Genomic DNA, 18,047 nt, shown 5'->3' with positions numbered 1-18,047 from the left:
TGCCATGCCCGTTCTTGCCCTGATGTTCAACGCCCTGGTCTGGGGCCTGTCCTGGTGGCCCTTCCGCCAGTTCCAGGCAGCCGGCCTGCACCCCTTGTGGACCACGGTCTGCCTCTACCTGCTGTCCTTGCTGGCCGTGTCCTTCAGCCAGCGCCAGGCCTGGCGTGAGTTCCTGGGCACGCCCTCGCTCTGGCTGGTGATGCTGGCGGCCGGCCTGACCAACACCGCCTTCAACTGGGGCGTGGCCCTGGGTGATGTGCTGCGCGTGGTGCTGCTCTTCTATTTGATGCCGCTCTGGGCGGTGCTGCTGGCGCGCCTGATCCTGGGTGAGCGCCTGACCCTGTTGGCCGGCCTGCGCATGGCCCTGGCCCTGGGTGGCGCGGCCTTTGTGCTGGCGCCCGAGGGCGGCGGCCTACCCTGGCCGCGCAGCCTGGCCGACGGCCTGGGCCTGTTCGGTGGCTTCTGCTTTGCCCTCAACAATGTGATGCTGCGCCGCGAGGCGGCCCGCGGCGCCCATGCCCGGGCCCTGGCCATGTTCAGCGGCGGGGTGTTTGTGGCCGGCGGCGCGGCCGCGGCCATGGCGGGCGCGGGCCTGGTGGCCTGGCCGGCTTTGCCGCATGTCGGTTGGTTGTTGCCGCTGGCGGGCATGGCCGTGCTGTTCTGTCTGTCCAACCTCTCGCTGCAGTACGGCGCCGGGCGTCTGCCGGCCAATGTCACCGCCATCGTCATGCTGATCGAGGTGCCGGTGGCGGCCTTGTCGGCGCTGTGGCTGGGCGGCGGGCAGCTGGATTTCAAGACCGCGGTGGGTGGCGCCTGCATCCTGGCGGCTGCCCTGCTCTCGGCCCTGGAGCGCTCGCAAAAGCCGGCTCAGCAAGCGCCGGCCAGCCCGGCTACCATGCAGGCTTGAGGCGAATTTCCGCCTTCCAAGAATCACAAGGAACCTCGCCATGGCCGCCAGCGTCTACGACTTTCAGGCCCTCTCCATCGACGGCAAACCCGCCGACCTGGCCAGCCAGCGCGGCAAGGTGCTGCTGATCGTCAACACCGCCAGCGCCTGCGGCTTCACGCCCCAGTTCGGCGGCCTGGAAGCCTTGTGGCAGCGCTACCGCGACCAGGGCCTGGTGGTGGTGGGCTTCCCGAGCAATGAATTCGGCGGCCAGGATCCGGGCGAGAACAGCGAGATCGCCTCCTTCTGCCAGCTGAACTACGGCGTCAGCTTTCCCATGATGGCCAAGGTCAAGGTCAACGGCGCCGAAGCCCACCCCCTATGGCAGTGGCTCAAGTCCGAGAAGCCCGGCCTGCTGGGCACCGAGGGCATCAAATGGAACTTCACCAAGTTCCTGGTCGGCCGCGATGGCCAGGTCATCAAGCGCTATGCGCCCAATGACGCACCCGAGAAGATCAGCGCTGACATCGAGGCTGCGCTCAAGGCTTGAGACCCTCGGCCTGCTCGCGCAGGCGCCGCCGGATGCGTGACAGGGCCACATCGGTGATGCCCAGATGGCTGGCCAGCTGGCGCTGCTTGAGGCGCCGGGCCAGCGCGGGCTGCTCGGCCAGAAAGCGCAGATAGCGCTGGCTCGCGTCCAGCATCAGCCATTGCTGTTCCCGCCGCAGCTGGCCTTGCAGCTGGGCGTTCAAACCCTGCCAGAGCAGCTCGGCCAGGGCCGGTTCCTCGGCCTGCCAGCGCTGCAGCTCGGCATAGGGCAGGACGCAGACCCGGCTGGGCTCCAGCGCCTCCAGGGTGACTGCGCTGGCTTGTGGCGCGCCCGGCAGCCCCAGCCATTGCTGCTCCGGGTAGAACGCCAGATTGCGCTCGCGGCCGCTGGCGTCCAGCAGGCTGGCGCGCAGCAGGCCCTGCTCCACCCACCAGAGTGCCTTCGGCGTGTCGCCGGCACGCAGCAAGACCTGACCCCGCTTCAGCGGCAGCCGCGGCAGCGCCGCCCAGCGAGCCAGGCGCGCGGGCGATTGCTGCAGCTGGGCCAGCAAGGCCTCGCCGCAAATCGGGCAGGGGGCGGGGCTCTCGGCGATCTCGGGGTGCGACATGAACCGAGGTTAATGCATGTCGCGCCGGGCGGCCCCAGCATGCACTCCCATGAACACCGATCTGAAAACAGGCGCCAGCGTGCCGCGCCGCTTGCACACCGTGAACTGGCCGCATCTGCTCTTGCTGGCCGCCCTGCCGCCAGCGGCCTGGGCCTTGCGCGACTGGCCGCCCGAACAGGTGCTGGCCCTGCTGGGTCTGGCCTCCTTGGCTTTTTTGATGCTGGCCGAGCGGCTCTGGCCCCTGCGCAAGGACTGGCAGGCCCGCGGCCCGGAGCTGGCGCGTGATGGCGGCTTTCTTGGCCTCAATGCCCTGGTGGACAGCCTCACCGGCCTGCTGCTGAGCAGCCTGGCTTTGCGCTCAGGCCTGGGAGGGCATGGGCTGGCCGGGGATCTCCACCCCGGCCTGGCCCTGCCGCTGGCCATAGCTCTGGGGGAGTTGGGCCCCTTTGCCCTGCATCGCTGGGCACATCAAAGCCCCTGGCTGTGGCGCTTTCATGCCTTGCACCACCAGCCGACCAAGCTCAACGCCGCCAATGCCGTGCTGGCCCATCCGCTCAATGCCGCCTGGAACCAGGCGGCGCGTCTGCTGCCTTGGCTGCTGCTGGGCTTCAGCGCCGAGGTGATGCTGTGGGCGGCGCTGTTTCTGCAGGTTCAGGGCCTGGCCGTGCATGCCAATCTGCGCGGCAGCCTGGGGCCGCTGAACTGGCTGATCGGCAGCGCCGAGCTGCACCGCTGGCACCACAGCGTGGTCGAGGCCGAGGCCCACAACTACGGCACGGCCATCCCTTTGTGGGACCAGCTTTTCGGCAGCTTTGTGCACCGGCCGGGCCAGGCGCCGGCGCGGCTGGGTCTGTTTGCCGGTACGGCGCCGCCGACCTGGCTGCCGGCCTGCTGTCGCGGCTAGATCATGACGCGCAGATGCAGCTGGCCATAGCTGCAGTGCAGCCGGCCTTCGGCCTGCGCCTGTTGCAGCAGCTGGTTGACGGTCTGACGCGAGAGGTTGGCCACGGCGGCCAGCTCGGCCTGGGTGGCGCGCAAGGTCTGCCAGCCCTGGGCATCGGGCGGGCCGGCGGCGCGGTCGCGGCGCAGCTGGGCCAGGGCCAGGGCAAAGCGCTCGGGCGCGCTGCGGTGGCGCGAGGCCTCGAGCAGGCGCAGCGTGCCGTCGTAGCGGCGCGCAAATTCGGCCATCAGGGCGCGGGCAAAGCCGGGCCAGCGGTCCATCAGCAAGGTGTAAGCCGCCGAGCCGATCACCAGCACCTGGCTGCTTTGCGTGGCCAGGGTTTCATAGCTGGCCGCCTGGCCGGCTGCAAAGGCGGCCAGTCCGAACAAGCGCGGCGCCTGCACATGCTCCAGCACCGAGACCGTGCCGTCCAGGCCGGTGAAGCGCGCCTCGATCTCACCCGTCACCAGGCCGTAGAAGGCCAAGGCCGGCTGCCCTTGAGCGAACAAGGTGCGGCCGCGGGCCAGACGGCGCAGGCTGACGCTGCCTTGCAGCACGGCCTCGGCCGGCATTTGCGCGCCGTCCAGCTCGGGGAAATTGGCGCACATCAAGGCGCGCAGGGCGGCGTTGGCGCTGGTGGCTGGGGGCGTGCGGTCCATGGTGAAGGCAAAAGACGCGTGCTTTCGCGATTGTCGGGTGCCCGACATTGTGCCGGGCGTCGGCCTCGTAAGCTGGGCGCATGGATGACGACCTGACCCCTTCCACCGATCTGCAGCGCTGGGCCCGGCAGTACCGCCAGTTCGCGGTGCAGGAATGCCCGAACGACCCGCTCTACGTGGCCCTGTGCCAGATCGTGGCCGATTCGCCCGAGCTGCTGGCCTTGATGGTCCATGTGCGGCATGCCCCGCAGGCCCGGCCCAATCTGCTGCTGGCAGCTCTGCACGAGCGGGTGCTGGCCGGCGTGCCGCATGACTTGGCGGCTTACTACCCCAGCGTGGGCGGCGAACGCGCGCCCGATGCGGCACTGGCGGACAGCCTGCACCGCTTTGTGCGTGCCGAGCGGCCGCGCCTGCTCGAGCATCTGCGCCTGCGCAGCACCCAGACCAACGAGATCGGGCGCTGCGCCGTGCTCTGGCCGGCGCTCAGCGCCATCGCCGCCCAGACCGGCCGGCAAGACCTGGCCCTGTTCGATTTCGGCTGCAGCGCCGGCCTCAATCTGGGCGTTGATGCCTACCGCTATGACTACGGCCGGTTCCAGCTGGGCGCCCCGGCGGCGCCAGAGCGGCCCACCGTGGCCTGCCAGTGGCGCGGCGCTGCCGAGCCGCCGCGCACGCCCTGGCGCTTGCGGGCCCGCTTGGGCGTCGATCTGGCGCCGGTCGATGTGCAGGACGAAGATGCGGTGCGCTGGCTGCGCGCCTGCCTCTGGCCGCACGACCGCGCCCGGGCGCGCCGTCTGGACCAGGCCCTGGCCCAGGCGCGAGCCGACCGCCACCCGGTGCAGCGGGTCGAGCAGGGGCTGCAGACCCTGGCCGTTTGGCTGCAGGGGCTGCCTGCCGGCGTGCAGCCGGTGCTGTTCAACAGCTGGGTGCTGGCCTATTTCGATACACCCAGCCTGGCCGCCCACCGGGCTGAGGTCGAGGGCTTGATGCGCCGGCACAGCCTGCTCTGGCTCAGTGCCGAAACCGCCTCGCTGCGCCCACCCGGTCTGGCTCTGCCGCCCGCGCCCGAGGGCGAGTCGGCCGAGAGTGCCTCACTCTGGACTGTTCAAGCCCTGGCGCCCGATGGCCAGCTCAGCGCTTGGGTTTTGGCCTGGTCCCATGCCCACGGCCATTGGCTGCACTGGCTGGGCTGAAAACGGGGGGAAATCGCCACAGCCGTGGCGCCGCGCTTGCGGCATGATCCAGCCTCCTCCACTTGAAGCAGGTGATGGCGGATGGGGCGATGGACGGGCGGGTGGCAGCGGGCGAAAGCGTGGGCGCATGTCGATGCGACCCTGGCCCGTGGCTTGCTGTGGCGGCTCAGCCTGGCCCTGATCTGCAGCATGCTGGGCCTGACCTGGCTGGTTCAGCATGTCAGCCAGCGCGATGTCGAGGCCCAGGCCATGGAGGAGTTGCGCAGCACCGTGATGGAGCGGGCGCGCGCCAGTGGCGAAGACTTTGCCCTCGCCGAACGCAATGTCGAGCTGCTGCGCGCCGAGTACCTGCGCCGCCTGGCGGCTGCCCGGCCGCCGGGCTGGCAGGGCGAGTTCCGGCGCTGGTTTGCCCGTTCGCCCGACCAGCTGCTGCGCCTGCGCCCCGAGCTCGATGACCACCGCCGTCTGCCCAGCGTCTACCTGCGCGCGCAGGCCGAGCTCAACGACAGCCTGATGTGGCAAACCCAGGTGGCCTTCGATCTGCTGCGCGAATGGGGCCCGCCGCTGACGGCGCGCTACTACTCCGCCTACTTCGACCTGCCGGGCCAGGGCCTGATCATGTTCTCGCCCTCGGTCAACTGGGGCGCCGAGGCCACGCCGGAGACCAACAACTTCGACTACCCGCCGGTGGCTGGCGCTTCGCCTGAACGCAACCCCAGCCGCAGCAATCGCTGGACCCCGGTCTACTACGACGACAAGGCGCGCATCTACATGGTGTCGACCGTGCTGCCGATTGATTTCGAGGGGCGCTGGATCGCTTGCGTCTCGCAGGATGTGTCGGTCGCCAGTCTGCTCAAACGCACCGTCAGCGACAGCCTACCCGGCACCTACAGCCTGATCCTCAGCCGCGATGGCCACCTGATTGCCCACCCCGGTTTTGCCGAGCGCATCGAGGCGGCCCAGGGCAAGCTCAAACTCGACCAGATCCGCGATCCCCTGCTCGATGAAATCGCCGCCCTGGCGCCGCCGGCCGAAGGCCAGGCTGCCGTCAGCCTCAGCGCCGATGGCCGCCACCTGCTGGGCGTGGCCCGCATTGCCGGGCCCGACTGGCTGTTCGTCAGCGTCTATCCCCGCGCGCACCTCGATGCGGGCGTGGCGCGCAGCAGCGAGAACATCCTGATGGTCGGGGCCGTGGCCTTGCTGGTGCTGATGAGCCTGCTGGGCTGGATCGTGCGGCGCCAGATCAGCCGGCCGATAGCCGAGCTGCGCAGCGCCGTGCAGGGGGTCAGCGAGGGGCGGTTTGAGATCGCGCACGGCGAGGCGGAGCTGCGCGAGGACGAGCTCGGTGACCTCGGCCGCAGCTTCGCGCAGATGGGCGCGGAGCTGGCGCAGCGCGAGGCGCGGCTCAAGCGCGACGCCCAGGCCTTGCAGGAGGCGCGTGATCAGCTGGAAAACCGGGTGCAGGAGCGCACCGCCGAGCTGCACGCCAGCAATGCCGAGCTGGTGCTGGCGCTGGACGATTTGGGCAAGACCCAGAGCAGCCTGTTGCGTGCCGAGCGCCTGGCCAGCCTGGGCCGTATGGTCGCCGGCGTGGCCCACGAGCTGGGCACGCCCATCGGCAATGCCCGCCTGGCCGCCAGCACCCTGGCCGCCGATGCCGAGCAGATGGCCCGCGATGTCGAGCAAGGCTTGCGCCGTTCGCAGCTGAGCAAGTTCTTGCAGCGCCTGGGCAGCGGCAGCCAGATCCTGCAAGGCAATCTGGAGCGGGCCAGCGAGCTGCTGCAGAACTTCAAGCAGGTGGCGGTCGATGGCAGCAGTGCTCAGCGTCGCGTGTTTGCGCTCGATCAGCTGGTGCGCGACATCCTGATGACGCTGCAACCTACGCTCAAGCGCCTGCCGCTGGACATCCAGGTCGACATCCCGGCGGGCCTGGAGATGGACAGTTATCCCGGCGCGCTGGGCCAGGTGCTGAGCAATCTGATCCAGAACGCGGCCATCCATGGCTTCGAGGGGCGCGAGCAGGGGCGGCTGGAGATCCTGGTCGACTGCCCCGATGCCGGGCATGTGCGCTTGCGCATCCGTGACGATGGTTGCGGCATCGCGGCCGAGATCCAGCCGCGCGTCTTCGACCCCTTCTTCACCACCCGCATGGGCCGTGGCGGCAGCGGCCTGGGCCTGAATATCAGCCACAACCTGGTCAGCAATGTGCTGTGTGGCGAGATCCATCTGCACAGCGAGGCCGGCGCAGGCAGCTGCTTTGAGCTGCTGCTGCCTCGCGTGGCACCCAACCACGCCGAGGCCGAGACCTTGCCGCTGCCGCTGAGCCAGTTTGCTGGCCTGACGGAGGCCGAGGAGTCGAACGCTCAGTCGGCCGGCACACGCAAGGCTTGAGCCGGCCCCAGCTGCCCGAGACCTCCCACCGCGCGCAGCACCAGGCCCTCGACGCCCGCGGCCGGCAGGCGCAGCTCGGCGCTGCCGTCGGCCTGGCTGCCCATCAGTCGGCTGCGCCAGCCTTCGCGGGCATGGCGGATCTGCACCCAGTAGCGCCAGCTGCCGGCATGCCGGGTGCCGGGCTGCAGGCGCAAGATCAGCTGCGCCTCACCGTTGTTCTGGACGTCGCGATGGCAGCGCCAATCCAGGGCGGGAACGTCGGGCGCTGCGGCCCCGGCCAGCCAGGGCGTGGCCGGCACCAGGGCGGGCTGGCTGTAGGCCTGCTGGCGCAGCGCATCGGCCAGGCCGCGCCGGTTCTGCGCCAGGGCCACCATGCTGAAGTGGGCGTGGCCGCTGCCGGGCCGGCGCTCGCGCAGCAGGGCGATCTGCTGTAGCAACTCGTCCACCGGCCAGCTGTCGGCCTTGTCGGTCACCTTGCTGCTGAACAGGCCCGGCCAGATGTGGCGGCCCAGCGGGTTCTGGCCATGCCAGTAGTCCAGCAAGGGGCCGAAGGCCTGGGCCTTTTGTGCGATCGGCCAGTAGAGCTGGGGCACCAGATAGTCCACCCAGCCCTCGGCCAGCCAGCGTTCCACATCGGCATACAGCTTGTCGTACTGGCTGAAACCGGCGATGCCCTCAGGGCGCAGCGCCGGCTTGCCGATGCCGAAAGGGCTGATGCCGAAGCGCGCCTCGGGGCGCACGCGACGCACCGCCTGCTGCAGGCGCTGCACCAGCTGGTCCACGTTCTGGCGCCGCCAGTCGGCCCGGTTCAGCGTGCCGCCGGCCTCGCGGTAGCGGGCCCAGCTGGGTTCGTCCGGGAAATCCAGCTCGCGCCCGGCCGTGTCATTGACCGGGTAGGGGTAGAAGTAATCGTCCAGGTGCAGGCCGTCGATCTCGTAGCGGCGCAGCAGGTCCTCGACCACGGCCAGGGTGTGGTCGGCGGCGGCGGGCTCGCCGGGGTCGATCCAGAGCTGGTCGCCATAGCGCCGCACCCATTGCGGCTGGCTGCGGCTCAGGTGTTGGGCGGCGGCGGCGCTGCTGGTCTGGCTCTGGCGAGCGCGGAAGGGGTTGAGCCAGGCATGCAGCTCCAGGCCGCGCTGGTGGGCGTGATCGATCCAGAAAGCCAGCGGGTCGTAGAAGGGCTCGGGCGCCTGGCCCTGGCTGCCGCTGAGGTACTCGCTCCAGGGCTCCAGCGGCGAATCGAACAAGGCATCGGCACTGGGCCGCACCTGCAGGATGACGGCATTGAGCTGCAGCTGCACGGCCAGGTCCAGCAGGGCGATGGCTTCCGCCTGCTGTTGGGCGCTGCTCAGGCCCTTGCCGCTGGGCCAGTCGATATTGGCCACCGTGGCCACCCAGACGGCGCGGAACTCGCGCAGCGGCAGCGGCGCCTGGGCCAGCAACTCGGGCGCGGGCTCCAGGCGCAGCTCACCGGGCAGGGGCGGCAGGCGCAGCGGGGCCTCGGCGCAGCCAGCCAAGCCCAGGCCGCTGCCGATCACGGGAGACAGCCCGCAGGCCAGAAGCTGGCGGCGCTTCACGGGGCCTCCGCCTTGCGGCCGAAATCAGCCGGTATCTTGAGCAGGGCGGCCATGGCAAAAGAGGGCAGGGTGGCGACCAGCACCCAGACAAAGAAGGCGGTGTAGCCGAGCTGATCCTGCAGCCAGCCGCTCCACATGCCGGGCAGCATCATGCCCAGGGCCATGAAGCCGGTGCAGATGGCGTAGTGCGCGGTCTTGTGCTCGCCCTCGGCCACCAGAATCATGTACATCAGGTAGGCGGTGAAGCCCAGGCCATAACCAAACTGTTCCACGGCCAGGGCACCGCTGATCAGCCACAGATTGGCGGGCAGCCACAGCGCCATGGCCAGGAAGGCGATATTGGGCACATGCATGGCCAGCACCAGCGGCCAGAGCGCTCGCTTCAGGCCCACGCGCGAGATCACCCAGCCACCGACCAGGCCGCCCAGGGTCAGGGCCGTCAGGCCCACGGTGCCGTAGGCGATGCCGACCTGCTTGGTGCTCAGGCCCAGGCCGCCGGCCGTGGGTGGGTCCAGCAGAAAGGGCGTGGCCAGCTTGAGCAGCTGGGCCTCGGGGAAGCGGTAGAGCAGCAGGAAGCCCAGGATGACGGCGATGCCGGGCTTCTGGAAGAACAGCGCAAACACGCGCACGAACTCGGGCAGCAGCTGGGCGGGCTGCACACCCGAGGGCCGGTCGCTGGCCGGGCGGGGCAGGCTGAACAGGCTGTGCCACAGGGCCAGCAGGCCGAACACGACCGCCACCGCGCCAAACACCCAGGACCAGGCCGTGACCATGCTGCCCGTGCGCTCTTGCAGCTCACCGGCCAGATAGACCAGGCCGCCCTGGCCGCCGATATTGGCCAGGCGGTAGAAGGTGGAACGCACGCCGACAAAGGCCGCCTGGCTGCGCTGCGGCAGGGCCAGCATGTAAAAGCCATCGGCGGCGATGTCGTGCGAGGCGGAGGCAAAGGCCATCAGCCAGAACAGGGCCAGCGTCATCTGCAGCGCCCGTTCACCGGGAATCGTCAACGCCACGCCGGCCAGGGCCGCGCCGATCAGGAACTGCATGGCGCCGATCCAGCGCCGTTTGGTGCCCAGCAGCTCCACCAGCGGCGACCACAGCGGCTTGATCACCCAGGGCAGGTAGAGCCAGCTGGTGTAGAGCGCAATGTCGGTGTTGCTGAAGCCCAGGTTCTTGTACATGACCACCGACAGCGTCATCACCACCACATAGGGCAGGCCCTGGGCGAAGTACAGCGAGGGGATCCACAGCCAGGGCTGGCGGGAGCGGGGCAGATCGTGCGGACGAGGGGCGGTCATGCGGGAGGCAGGCAATCCAGGGGCAGCGGAGCTGGGATATGCGCATTGCGCTCGGGCCCGAGCCAACGAATTCAATGCGCGCCGCACATTATCTTGGCCGCCGGCCACCGCCGCTGGGTGCGGTGGGCGCAGACAAACCCTTGCGGGCGGGAGGCGGATTCGGTTTTCGGCACATTGCGGGCCTTCCTTGCGTCGATCGCTCACGCTGCGGTGGCTCGGCCCGCCGCCGGGCTCATGGTTCGCGGGTCGGCTCTGCGAGCCGACTCCCCTCGGTGCTCACTCCTCGGCTCAGCGGCGCCAAACTCCCTCCGTTCGCTGCGCTCACTGTGGTCAAACAGTGGCGCCGAGTCAGAGCTTGAAGCGCGCGGGTACGCGCGCCTGAGCCGCTCCGCTGCGCCCTCGGCCGCGCACAAATCGCCCGTCGGCGGGCCGAGCCACCTCCGGAGGTGGCGTGCTCCACTGTCGAAGGGGCAGATCGACCGCGATGCAAGCGCCCTGCAGCCCGGGCCGCTGCCGGGCGATTTGTGAAGGGCCGAGCAGCGCAGAGCCTCGGGGCGCGCGCGTACCCGCGCGCTTCAAGTTCTGACTTGGCGCTTCTGTCTGAACGAAGCGAACGCAGGGAGCGGAGTGAGTTATGCGCCAGCCCCGAGGCGCGAGCAGCGCAGGGAAGTCGGCCCGCCAGGGCCGACCCCGGAACCATGAGCCCGGTGGCGGCACGGGCTGCAGGGCCTCACGCGCAAATCCTGGGGCTACCGCGCACTGCAAACCGCCCGGCAGTTTCCGGGCCTGTTGCCGCAGTCGAAAAAAGTTCAGCAAGCGCTGTAAGGCTGCGACTGCCACCACGACTCACACCAGGACAGCGTGATGCATTGATCGTGCTTGTCGCCTTCCCTCATCGTTTTCCCTTGACCCTCAACAGGAGTTCCTATGAACCACAGCACCCTCAAGACCGGCCTGAGCATCGCCACCGCCGCCGCAGCCCTGTTTGCCAGCACCGCCTTCAGCGGCGCCGCCCAGGCGGCCGAGGACGGCATGGTCAAGTGTTCCGGCATCAACAGCTGCAAGGGCAGCTCGGAATGCAAGACCGCCAAGAGCGCCTGCAAGGGCCACAACAGCTGCAAGGGCCAGGGCTGGGTCTCCAAGAAGACCGCCGACGAGTGCAAGGCTGCCGGTGGCACGGTGCTGAAGTAAGCAGGCATAACCCGCCACCGCTTTGGACGACCCTCTCCAGCCATGACGACCCGCTCACCCCTTCACGGCATCCAAGGCTTCGGTCTGGGCCTGCGTAGCGAGCATTACGCGGCGCTGTCCCAAGCCCTGCCGCCCGGTCGGCGGCCTGATTGGCTGGAGATCATTTCCGAGAATTACATGGTGCCCGGCGGCCCGCCGCTGCGCCATCTGGACCGCCTGCGGCGTGACTACCCCATGGTCATGCACGGCGTGTCCCTGTCCATCGGTAGCAGCGATCCGCTGAACCGTGGCTACCTGCGAGAACTCAAGACCCTGGCCGATCGCATCGAGCCCGGCTGGGTGTCCGATCACCTGTGCTGGACCGGTGTAGACCACCAGCAGCTGCACGACCTGCTGCCCATGCCCTATACCGAAGCGGCGCTGCAGCATCTGCTGCCACGCGTGGCCGAGGTGCAGGATGCTTTGCAGCGACCGTTCTTGCTGGAAAACGTATCCAGCTATGTCCGTTTTGCCGGTGATGAGATGAGCGAAGGCGAGTTTGTGGCCGAGCTCATGCGGCGCAGCGGTTGTGGCCTGCTGCTCGACGTCAACAATGTCTACGTCTCGGCCTGCAATCATGGTTTTGATGCCTGGGACTACATCGCGCGCCTGCCTGCCGCCCAGGTGCTGCAGATTCACCTGGCCGGTCATGAGCAGCATGGCGATCTGCGCGTGGACACCCATGACCAGCCGGTCTGTGAAGAGGTCTGGCAGCTTTACCGCCAGACTATCGTGCATCTTGGAGCGCGGCCGACCATGATCGAGCGAGACGATCAGATCCCTCCGCTTGATGTTTTGCTTGATGAGCTGGATCACGCACGCCAGTGCAGCGCCCAAGCCCTGGCGGTTCAGCAGGAGGCCGCATGAGCGTCAGCCTGCTGGCCCAGCAGCAGCGTGAGCTGCAAGCGCTGGTGTGCAGCCCGCAGGCCCTGCCCACGGCGGGGCTTTTGCGCGAGCCCGAGGCCGAACGGGGCTTGTCGGTTTATCAGCAGGCCTACCGAGCGCGCTTGATCAGCGCCTTGCGCGACAACCACGAGGCGCTGCATCGCGCCCTCGGTGACGCTGAATTCGAGGCCCTGGCGCTGGCCTATCTGCGTGCCCAGCCGCCGCGACACGCATCCCTGCGATGGTGGGGCGATGGCTTGGCCGATTTCATGGCGAGCTTGCCGGTGGCCGGCGAGGGATCGAATGAGGCCGATCTGCGGCAGCAGCAGGGTCAGGTCTTGCCTCACGCCGCCCTGGTCGATCTGGCCCGCATGGACTGGGCCTTGCGCATGGCCTTTGACGCGGCCGAGAGCGAGGCCTTGGCGGCCGAGGATTTGCGTGCGGTGCAGCCGGAGGCCTGGCCCGCGCTGCGCTTGCGCCTGCGACCGGGTGTGCAGCTTCTGAGCTTGAATTGGGCCGTGGGCCCGGCCTGGCGGCGCCTGCGCCGTGAGGCGCAGGACCTGCCAGGTCTGGAGGCGGGGGCCGAGGCCGAGCCGCTGGCCGCCCCTGAATTTGGCCCGCACACATGCCTGGTCTGGCGGCCGTTGCAGGAGACGCGCTGGCGCTCCTTGGCGCCGCTGGAAGGTCGCCTTCTGCAAGGCTTGCGCTCGGGCTGCAGCTTCAGCGATTTGTGCGAACTGGCCGCCGAGCAGCTGCGTGATGTGGAGGGTGCCGACCCGGCCGGTGTGGTGGTCGGCTGCTTGCAGGGCTGGTTGCAGGAGCGCCTGCTCCTGCCCTTGGCGCGGCCTTGATCAGAGCCGTGCGTCGTAGCTGATGCTTTGGCTGGCCGCGCGCTCACCGCGCACCGTGCTGTGGCGCGAGAGGGTGCTGGCCGTGCTGCCCATGCGGTAGACGCGCCAGCTGACCGCGATCTCGCAGGTTTGCACCGGCGAGGTGTTGGGTGCATTCGTGTCCAAGCTGCTGCTGTGCTGGTTCAGCGACAGGTCCAGATCGGCGGTGTTGATCCGCACCCAGGGCGAGCCATTCACGTTCTCGATCACAAAGGGCAGGCTGTAGTTGTCGCTGCGGCCGCCCGAGAAGCTGCTGCCGTCCTTGCGGGTGCAGCGCAGGCTGCTGAGGTTGTCCACCGAGCTGCCGCTGGCGTGCCCGAGGTTGACCATCAGCTTGCCCGTCTTGAGGCCCAGATTGACCGGCCCCACCGGCGCCAGCACGCTGAAACTCTTGGGCAGGGTGACGTTGTTGACATGCTGTTCGCCGCGCCGTTCGAGCACGATGCTGAGGCTGGGCTCTTCAGCGCTGACCGTCAGCGAGCCGGTGTAGCTGCTGCCCTTGCCATCGCTGTCGCGCAGCTCGATGCGTTGGCTGCTGGTCTGCGCGAAAAAACGGTCAGCGCCTGTCAGGCGCACACGGGTCAGCAGATTGGCGCTTTGGCCGAGCTGGGCGCTGATGTTCAGCACGTTGCCTTCACCACGGATCACGGCATGCGGGCTCAAGGCGTCCGTGGACAGCAGCTCCGAGTCCTTGCAATTGGTCAGCACACAGTCGTAGACCTCCACGATCTCGGCGCCCGGGCTGCCGCCGCACGCCGCCAACATGCTGGCCACGCAGCCCAGGGCCAGCAGGCTGATGCCACCGTGCAGGCCCAGGGCGCTTCGGGTGCTGACGGGACAGGGGCTGGTGGCGGGCAGGGGCTTCATGGGCTTCCTCGAATCTTGGCTTTATGTGGGGAGGGTGAGGTCCGTGTCGGCCCGACTGCAGCCCTGACGCGGAAACCGGGCGGACTGTGTCATGCCGCCTGGGCCCGCGCCACCCCCATGAGGGGGAGCGGCTTGGGCCCTGCAACAAGTACCGAATCCTGCCTCGCCTTGGTGCATCGCTTGCCACCGCCGGGCCGGCCTCGGGCTGGGCCACAATGGCCGCGAGCGTCGGCCCGCGGCCGGCCCCAAGTCCGGAGCGAGCCCATGTCTTCCAGCGTCCCGATCTCCCCCTCGCAGCCCCTTCTGCATCTGTGGTCGGCGGTCGAGCTGACGCAGGCCTTTGCCGATCGACAGCTATCTCCGGTTGAGGCGACGCAGGCGGTGCTGGCCCAGATCGAGCGCTGCGAGCCCCGGCTGCATGCGCTCTATGCCCTCGATGCCGAGGCCGCGCTGGCCCAGGCACGCGCCAGCGAGGCGCGCTGGCTGCGCGGCCAGCCACTCTGCCCGGCGGGCCTGGACCCGCGCCTGAGTCTGGACGGCGTGCCGCTGACGCTCAAGGAAAACATCGCCACCCGCGGCACGCCCATGCCCCTGGGATGCGCCGCCAGCGAGCTGCGCCCGGCCGAGGAGGACGCGCCCCCGGCCGCCCGCCTGCGCGAGACCGGCGCCGTGCTGCTGGCCAAGACCACCATGCCGGACTACGGCATGCTCAGCTCCGGCCTGTCCAGCTTCCATCCGCTGACCCGCAACCCCTGGGATCTGAGCAAGAACCCCGGCGGCTCCAGCGCTGGCGCGGCCGCGGCGGCGGCGGCCGGCTATGGCCCGCTGCACGTGGGCACCGACATTGGCGGATCGCTGCGCCTGCCAGCGGGCTGGTGCGGCATCTTCAGCCTCAAGCCCAGCCTGGGTCGCATCCCCATCAAACCGGCCTACGCCGGGCGTGTGGCCGGGCCGATGACGCGCAGCGTGGACGATGCGGCGCGCCTGATGGCCCATCTGAGCCGCCCTGACTGGCGCGACGCGAGCAGCCTGCCGCAGCAGCCCATCGATTGGCAGGACCTGAAGCGCGATCTGCGCGGCCTGCGCCTGGGCCTGCTGCTCGATGCCGGTTGGGGCACACCGGCCAGCGCCGAGGTGAGCGCGGTGGTGCAGGAGGCGGCGCGTCGTTTCGAGCAGGCTGGGGCCCGGGTCGAGCGGCTGGCGCCTTTTTGCAGCCGGGCCATGATCGACGGCCTGGACAAGTTCTGGCGCATGCGCTCCTGGCTGGACTTTCGCGCCCTGCCGCCCGAGCGTCAGGCGCGCGTGTTGCCCTATATCCGCGCCTGGGTCGAGGGCGCGGCCGATCTGGCGGCGGACGAGTTGTTCCAGGGCTACAGCCAGATGCAGGCGCTGCGAGAGGCGGCGGTGGTGGCCTGCCAGCCCTTTGACTACGTGCTCAGCCCGGTCAGCCCGGAGCCGGCCTTCGCGGCCGAATGGGCCAGCCCGCTCAACGACCCGGCGCGGCCCTTCGAGCACATCGCCTTCACCCTGGCCTACAACATGAGCGAGCAGCCCGCCGCCAGCATCAATGCCGGCTACAGCGCGCAGGGTCTGCCCATCGGATTGCAGATCATCGGTCGGCGTTTCGATGATCTGGGCGTGCTGCAGCTGTGCGCCGAGTTTGAGCGGCTGCGCGGGCCGCAGCGGCCTTGGCCGGTCGACCCCGTGGTCTTGGGTGGGTGATCCACAGGAGGTTTGTGCGATGTACGAGTTGTACGGAAGCCGCGGTACGGGTTCGGCCGCCATCGAGGCGGCCCTGGTGCTGGCCGGTCTGCCCCACCGTCTGGTGGAGGCCGCCAGCTGGCAGCCCAGCCCGGGCCTGGAGGCCCTGAGCCGGATCAACCCGCTGCAGCAGATACCCACCCTGCGCCTGCCCGATGGGCGGGCCATCAGCGAGAGCGCGGCCATCCTCATCCACCTGGGCCTGGACGCGGCGCCCGGGTCCGGCCTGCTGCCGGCCGAGGCCGGCGAGCGGGCACAGGCGCTCAGCGGCCTGGTGTATGTGGCGGCCAACTGTTATGCCGCCATCGGCGTGATCGACTACCCGCAGCGCTGGTGTGCCGACGCCGACGGCGACGCTGCCGTCCAGGAGCGCATACGCCAAGGCACGCGCGCCCGCCTGCACCGGCTCTGGGAGCTGTTTGCCGATCAATACGGCAGCGCCTGCGCCGGCGCGGGCCGGCTCAGCGCCCTGGCTTTGCTGGCGGCGGTGGTGTCGAAATGGTCGGGCAGCCGCGCGCATCTGCAGGTGCAGCGGCCCGAATTTTTCGCGGCCCTTCGCGCCACCGAAGACGAGCCCGCGGTACGCGCTGTGTTTGCGCGTCACTGGCCGCCGGCTTGAGACGACCCGGCTGGGGCCGATTTCAGGGCTGGGGCGCCTGGAGGGGGCCGAATGCCCCGGGGTATCCGCGCTTGCTTTGACATTTTTGCTGCGCCATCATGGTTTGCGAAAAGGCCATCCTTCGGATGGTTGCGAACCTTTCAAATCAACGGATGGAGTGAAGCAAGCATGAATACAAAAGCCTATGGCGCGGAGTTTCTGGGCACCTTCTGGCTGGTGCTGGGCGGCTGCGGCAGTGCCGTGCTGGCCGCGGCCTTTCCCGGCGTGGGCATCGGCCTGCATGGCGTGTCCCTGGCCTTCGGCCTGACCGTGCTGACCATGGCCTATGCCGTGGGCCATATCTCGGGCGGACACTTCAACCCCGCGGTTTCGGTGGGCTTGTGGGCCGGCGGCCGTTTCCCGGCCGGCCAGTTGCTGCCCTATATCGTGTCCCAGGTGCTGGGTGGCCTGGCCGCCGGCGGCGTGCTCTACCTGATTGCCAGCGGCAAGGCCGGCTTTGATCTGGCCGGCGGCTTCGCCTCCAACGGCTTTGGCGAGCATTCGCCGGGCCAGTATTCGATGGTGGCGGCCCTGGTGACCGAGGTGGTCATGACGGCTTTCTTCCTCATCATCATCCTGGGCGCGACCGACGGCCGCGCACCGGCCGGCTTTGCGCCCATCGCCATCGGCCTGGCCCTGACCCTGATCCACCTGATCAGCATTCCGGTCACCAACACCTCGGTCAACCCGGCGCGCAGCACCGGCGTGGCCTTGTACGTGGGTGGTTGGGCGATCGAGCAGCTGTGGCTGTTCTGGGTGGCGCCCATCGTGGGTGCGCTGTTGGGCGCCGGCGCCTACCGCGTGGTGGGCAGCAAGGACTGAGGCCGCAAGCGGGATGGGGCTGCCGGCTTGCCGGCGGCCACCCCGGCTTTTTTCCCGGTCCGTCGGGCGCGCTGCGGTGGTAGATTCAGCGCTTCCAAAGAATCAAGGCCCGTTGCCATGCGCCTGAGGCCTGCCAGGCCCGGGACGGGCGGGGAATGCTCACCATGTCATTTGAAGTGCCGGACCTGCTCGGTCCCTACCTCCTGCCCTTGTTGATCGCGGTGCCGCTGGCCATCGTGGTCTTCATCATCAGCCTGCGGCGGGGTGACCATGAGGTGCCGCCGGCCGGCCACAACACCGTGATGCCGCCGCTGCCGGAGGATTACGCGCCGGTCAAGCGCGTGGCCACCGCGCCCTTGGCGCCGGAAGCCCCGGTGGCCACGGCCCCGGTGCAGGCGAGCGGCCCGATCCCGCTGCTGGTGGTCGACGACTCGGCCGTGGCCCGGGCCAAGCTGGCCCGTCTGTTCGAAGGCGTGGGCTACCAGGTGACCGTGGCCAAGGACGGCCTGGAGGCCTTGCAGCGCCTGGCCGAGCAGCGCTTTGCAGTGTTGATCACCGACCTGGAAATGCCCAACAAGGACGGCTTCGAGCTGATCGCCGATGTCCAGGGCAGCCTGGAGACCGAAGACCTGCCCATCATCGCCATCACCGGCCACGATGAAATGCAGGCCCGCGTGCATCAGGTGCAGGGTTTGTACGGCATCTTCAAAAAGCCTTGGAACGACCGCGAGCTGCTCAAGCGCGTGGAAACCCTGGCCAGCCTGCGCCGCCGCTGAGGCTGGCGCCGCCGGGCCGGCCCTCCGGGTAGGCCAGCATGGCCGGGTCTGCGGCCG

Annotated in this window: 17 protein-coding genes; 12 read left to right on the top strand and 5 right to left on the bottom strand. The window is 69.2% G+C overall.

Going from position 1 to position 18,047, the window contains the following annotated elements; all coding sequences use genetic code 11:
• The first annotated feature begins 4 nt into the window (after positions 1 to 4).
• Positions 5 to 907 carry a DMT family transporter gene (locus OOB33_RS01850; RefSeq protein ID WP_102769124.1) on the top strand — a complete coding sequence of 301 codons (903 nt, stop codon included), beginning with the start codon at positions 5 to 7 and terminating at the stop codon, positions 905 to 907.
• A gap of 40 nt (positions 908 to 947) precedes the next feature.
• Positions 948 to 1,436, top strand: coding sequence for a glutathione peroxidase (locus tag OOB33_RS01845; protein WP_102769125.1), 489 nt, complete (start codon positions 948 to 950; stop codon positions 1,434 to 1,436).
• Here OOB33_RS01845 and OOB33_RS01840 read toward each other — a convergent pair.
• Positions 1,426 to 2,043 (bottom strand): Crp/Fnr family transcriptional regulator, encoded by a 618-nt coding sequence (locus OOB33_RS01840; protein ID WP_271007423.1) that lies wholly within the window; start codon positions 2,041 to 2,043, stop codon positions 1,426 to 1,428. The two genes, OOB33_RS01845 and OOB33_RS01840, sit on opposite strands and share 11 nt — an antisense overlap.
• Before the next feature lie 49 nt (positions 2,044 to 2,092).
• On the opposite strand from OOB33_RS01840, the gene OOB33_RS01835 reads away from it, so the two are divergent.
• Positions 2,093 to 2,947 carry a sterol desaturase family protein gene (locus OOB33_RS01835; RefSeq protein ID WP_271007422.1) on the top strand — a complete coding sequence of 285 codons (855 nt, stop codon included), beginning with the start codon at positions 2,093 to 2,095 and terminating at the stop codon, positions 2,945 to 2,947.
• Here OOB33_RS01835 and OOB33_RS01830 read toward each other — a convergent pair.
• A complete protein-coding gene (locus OOB33_RS01830) occupies positions 2,944 to 3,642 on the bottom strand; it encodes a Crp/Fnr family transcriptional regulator (RefSeq protein WP_165794668.1) in 699 nt (232 codons plus the stop codon). The genes OOB33_RS01835 and OOB33_RS01830 overlap by 4 nt on opposite strands.
• An 80-nt stretch (positions 3,643 to 3,722) precedes the next feature.
• Between OOB33_RS01830 and OOB33_RS01825 the strand changes: the two genes are divergently transcribed.
• Positions 3,723 to 4,835: a DUF2332 domain-containing protein gene (locus tag OOB33_RS01825; RefSeq protein WP_271007421.1), complete on the top strand. Its 1,113-nt coding sequence runs from the start codon at positions 3,723 to 3,725 to the stop codon at positions 4,833 to 4,835.
• Between the two features lie 81 nt (positions 4,836 to 4,916).
• Entirely contained in the window at positions 4,917 to 7,226 is a 2,310-nt protein-coding gene (locus OOB33_RS01820; protein WP_271007420.1) for an ATP-binding protein, read from the top strand.
• Here the strand turns inward: OOB33_RS01820 and OOB33_RS01815 are convergent.
• Both OOB33_RS01815 and OOB33_RS01810 read right to left on the bottom strand, forming a co-directional pair.
• On the bottom strand, positions 7,199 to 8,803 hold the full coding sequence (locus OOB33_RS01815) for a glycoside hydrolase family 10 protein (protein ID WP_271007419.1): 1,605 nt from the start codon (positions 8,801 to 8,803) through the stop codon (positions 7,199 to 7,201). The two genes, OOB33_RS01820 and OOB33_RS01815, sit on opposite strands and share 28 nt — an antisense overlap.
• Complete coding sequence (locus tag OOB33_RS01810) at positions 8,800 to 10,101, bottom strand: MFS transporter (RefSeq protein WP_271007418.1); 1,302 nt, start codon at positions 10,099 to 10,101, stop codon at positions 8,800 to 8,802. The genes OOB33_RS01815 and OOB33_RS01810 overlap by 4 nt, the downstream gene beginning before the upstream one ends.
• Positions 10,102 to 11,028: 927 nt before the next feature.
• Between OOB33_RS01810 and bufA2 the strand changes: the two genes are divergently transcribed.
• The 3 genes from bufA2 to OOB33_RS01795 are packed head-to-tail and all read left to right on the top strand — an operon-like array spanning position 11,029 to position 13,067.
• On the top strand, positions 11,029 to 11,292 hold the full coding sequence (bufA2, locus tag OOB33_RS01805) for a BufA2 family periplasmic bufferin-type metallophore (protein WP_102769132.1): 264 nt from the start codon (positions 11,029 to 11,031) through the stop codon (positions 11,290 to 11,292).
• 42 nt (positions 11,293 to 11,334) lie between these two features.
• Positions 11,335 to 12,198, top strand: coding sequence for an MNIO family bufferin maturase (gene bufB, locus OOB33_RS01800; protein ID WP_271007417.1), 864 nt, complete (start codon positions 11,335 to 11,337; stop codon positions 12,196 to 12,198).
• Positions 12,195 to 13,067 carry an HvfC/BufC N-terminal domain-containing protein gene (locus OOB33_RS01795; RefSeq protein ID WP_271007416.1) on the top strand — a complete coding sequence of 291 codons (873 nt, stop codon included), beginning with the start codon at positions 12,195 to 12,197 and terminating at the stop codon, positions 13,065 to 13,067. The genes bufB and OOB33_RS01795 overlap by 4 nt, the downstream gene beginning before the upstream one ends.
• Here OOB33_RS01795 and OOB33_RS01790 read toward each other — a convergent pair whose 3' ends face one another.
• Positions 13,068 to 13,973, bottom strand: coding sequence for a hypothetical protein (locus OOB33_RS01790; RefSeq protein ID WP_271007415.1), 906 nt, complete (start codon positions 13,971 to 13,973; stop codon positions 13,068 to 13,070).
• A gap of 264 nt (positions 13,974 to 14,237) precedes the next feature.
• Between OOB33_RS01790 and OOB33_RS01785 the strand changes: the two genes are divergently transcribed.
• The 4 genes from OOB33_RS01785 (at position 14,238) to OOB33_RS01770 (ending at position 17,990) form a co-directional block, all read left to right on the top strand.
• Positions 14,238 to 15,695 carry an amidase gene (locus OOB33_RS01785; RefSeq protein ID WP_271007414.1) on the top strand — a complete coding sequence of 486 codons (1,458 nt, stop codon included), beginning with the start codon at positions 14,238 to 14,240 and terminating at the stop codon, positions 15,693 to 15,695.
• A gap of 19 nt (positions 15,696 to 15,714) precedes the next feature.
• On the top strand, positions 15,715 to 16,353 hold the full coding sequence (locus tag OOB33_RS01780; protein ID WP_271007413.1) for a glutathione S-transferase: 639 nt from the start codon (positions 15,715 to 15,717) through the stop codon (positions 16,351 to 16,353).
• 168 nt (positions 16,354 to 16,521) lie between these two features.
• Complete coding sequence (gene aqpZ / locus OOB33_RS01775) at positions 16,522 to 17,214, top strand: aquaporin Z (protein WP_102769138.1); 693 nt, start codon at positions 16,522 to 16,524, stop codon at positions 17,212 to 17,214.
• Positions 17,215 to 17,378: 164 nt separating this feature from the next.
• Positions 17,379 to 17,990: a response regulator gene (locus OOB33_RS01770; RefSeq protein WP_171826744.1), complete on the top strand. Its 612-nt coding sequence runs from the start codon at positions 17,379 to 17,381 to the stop codon at positions 17,988 to 17,990.
• The last annotated feature ends 57 nt before the right edge of the window (positions 17,991 to 18,047 follow it).

The organism is Paucibacter sp. B51, from assembly GCF_027863535.1.
Classification (GTDB): domain Bacteria; phylum Pseudomonadota; class Gammaproteobacteria; order Burkholderiales; family Burkholderiaceae_C; genus Paucibacter_A; species Paucibacter_A aquatilis.
Note: the sequence above shows the minus strand (reverse complement) of the source record. Positions and strands in the feature narration are given on the sequence as shown.

Excerpts from the sequence above, each read along its gene's own strand:
- OOB33_RS01850 (WP_102769124.1), top strand. The coding sequence starts at position 5 with ATGCCCGTTCTTGCCCTGATGTTCAACGCCCTGGTCTGGGGCCTGTCC.
- OOB33_RS01845 (WP_102769125.1), top strand. The coding sequence starts at position 948 with ATGGCCGCCAGCGTCTACGACTTTCAGGCCCTCTCCATCGACGGCAAA.
- OOB33_RS01840 (WP_271007423.1), bottom strand. The coding sequence starts at position 2,043 with ATGTCGCACCCCGAGATCGCCGAGAGCCCCGCCCCCTGCCCGATTTGC.
- OOB33_RS01835 (WP_271007422.1), top strand. The coding sequence starts at position 2,093 with ATGAACACCGATCTGAAAACAGGCGCCAGCGTGCCGCGCCGCTTGCAC.
- OOB33_RS01830 (WP_165794668.1), bottom strand. The coding sequence starts at position 3,642 with ATGGACCGCACGCCCCCAGCCACCAGCGCCAACGCCGCCCTGCGCGCC.
- OOB33_RS01825 (WP_271007421.1), top strand. The coding sequence starts at position 3,723 with ATGGATGACGACCTGACCCCTTCCACCGATCTGCAGCGCTGGGCCCGG.
- OOB33_RS01820 (WP_271007420.1), top strand. The coding sequence starts at position 4,917 with ATGGGGCGATGGACGGGCGGGTGGCAGCGGGCGAAAGCGTGGGCGCAT.
- OOB33_RS01810 (WP_271007418.1), bottom strand. The coding sequence starts at position 10,101 with ATGACCGCCCCTCGTCCGCACGATCTGCCCCGCTCCCGCCAGCCCTGG.
- bufA2 (WP_102769132.1), top strand. The coding sequence starts at position 11,029 with ATGAACCACAGCACCCTCAAGACCGGCCTGAGCATCGCCACCGCCGCC.
- bufB (WP_271007417.1), top strand. The coding sequence starts at position 11,335 with ATGACGACCCGCTCACCCCTTCACGGCATCCAAGGCTTCGGTCTGGGC.
- OOB33_RS01795 (WP_271007416.1), top strand. The coding sequence starts at position 12,195 with ATGAGCGTCAGCCTGCTGGCCCAGCAGCAGCGTGAGCTGCAAGCGCTG.
- OOB33_RS01790 (WP_271007415.1), bottom strand. The coding sequence starts at position 13,973 with ATGAAGCCCCTGCCCGCCACCAGCCCCTGTCCCGTCAGCACCCGAAGC.
- OOB33_RS01785 (WP_271007414.1), top strand. The coding sequence starts at position 14,238 with ATGTCTTCCAGCGTCCCGATCTCCCCCTCGCAGCCCCTTCTGCATCTG.
- OOB33_RS01780 (WP_271007413.1), top strand. The coding sequence starts at position 15,715 with ATGTACGAGTTGTACGGAAGCCGCGGTACGGGTTCGGCCGCCATCGAG.
- aqpZ (WP_102769138.1), top strand. The coding sequence starts at position 16,522 with ATGAATACAAAAGCCTATGGCGCGGAGTTTCTGGGCACCTTCTGGCTG.
- OOB33_RS01770 (WP_171826744.1), top strand. The coding sequence starts at position 17,379 with ATGTCATTTGAAGTGCCGGACCTGCTCGGTCCCTACCTCCTGCCCTTG.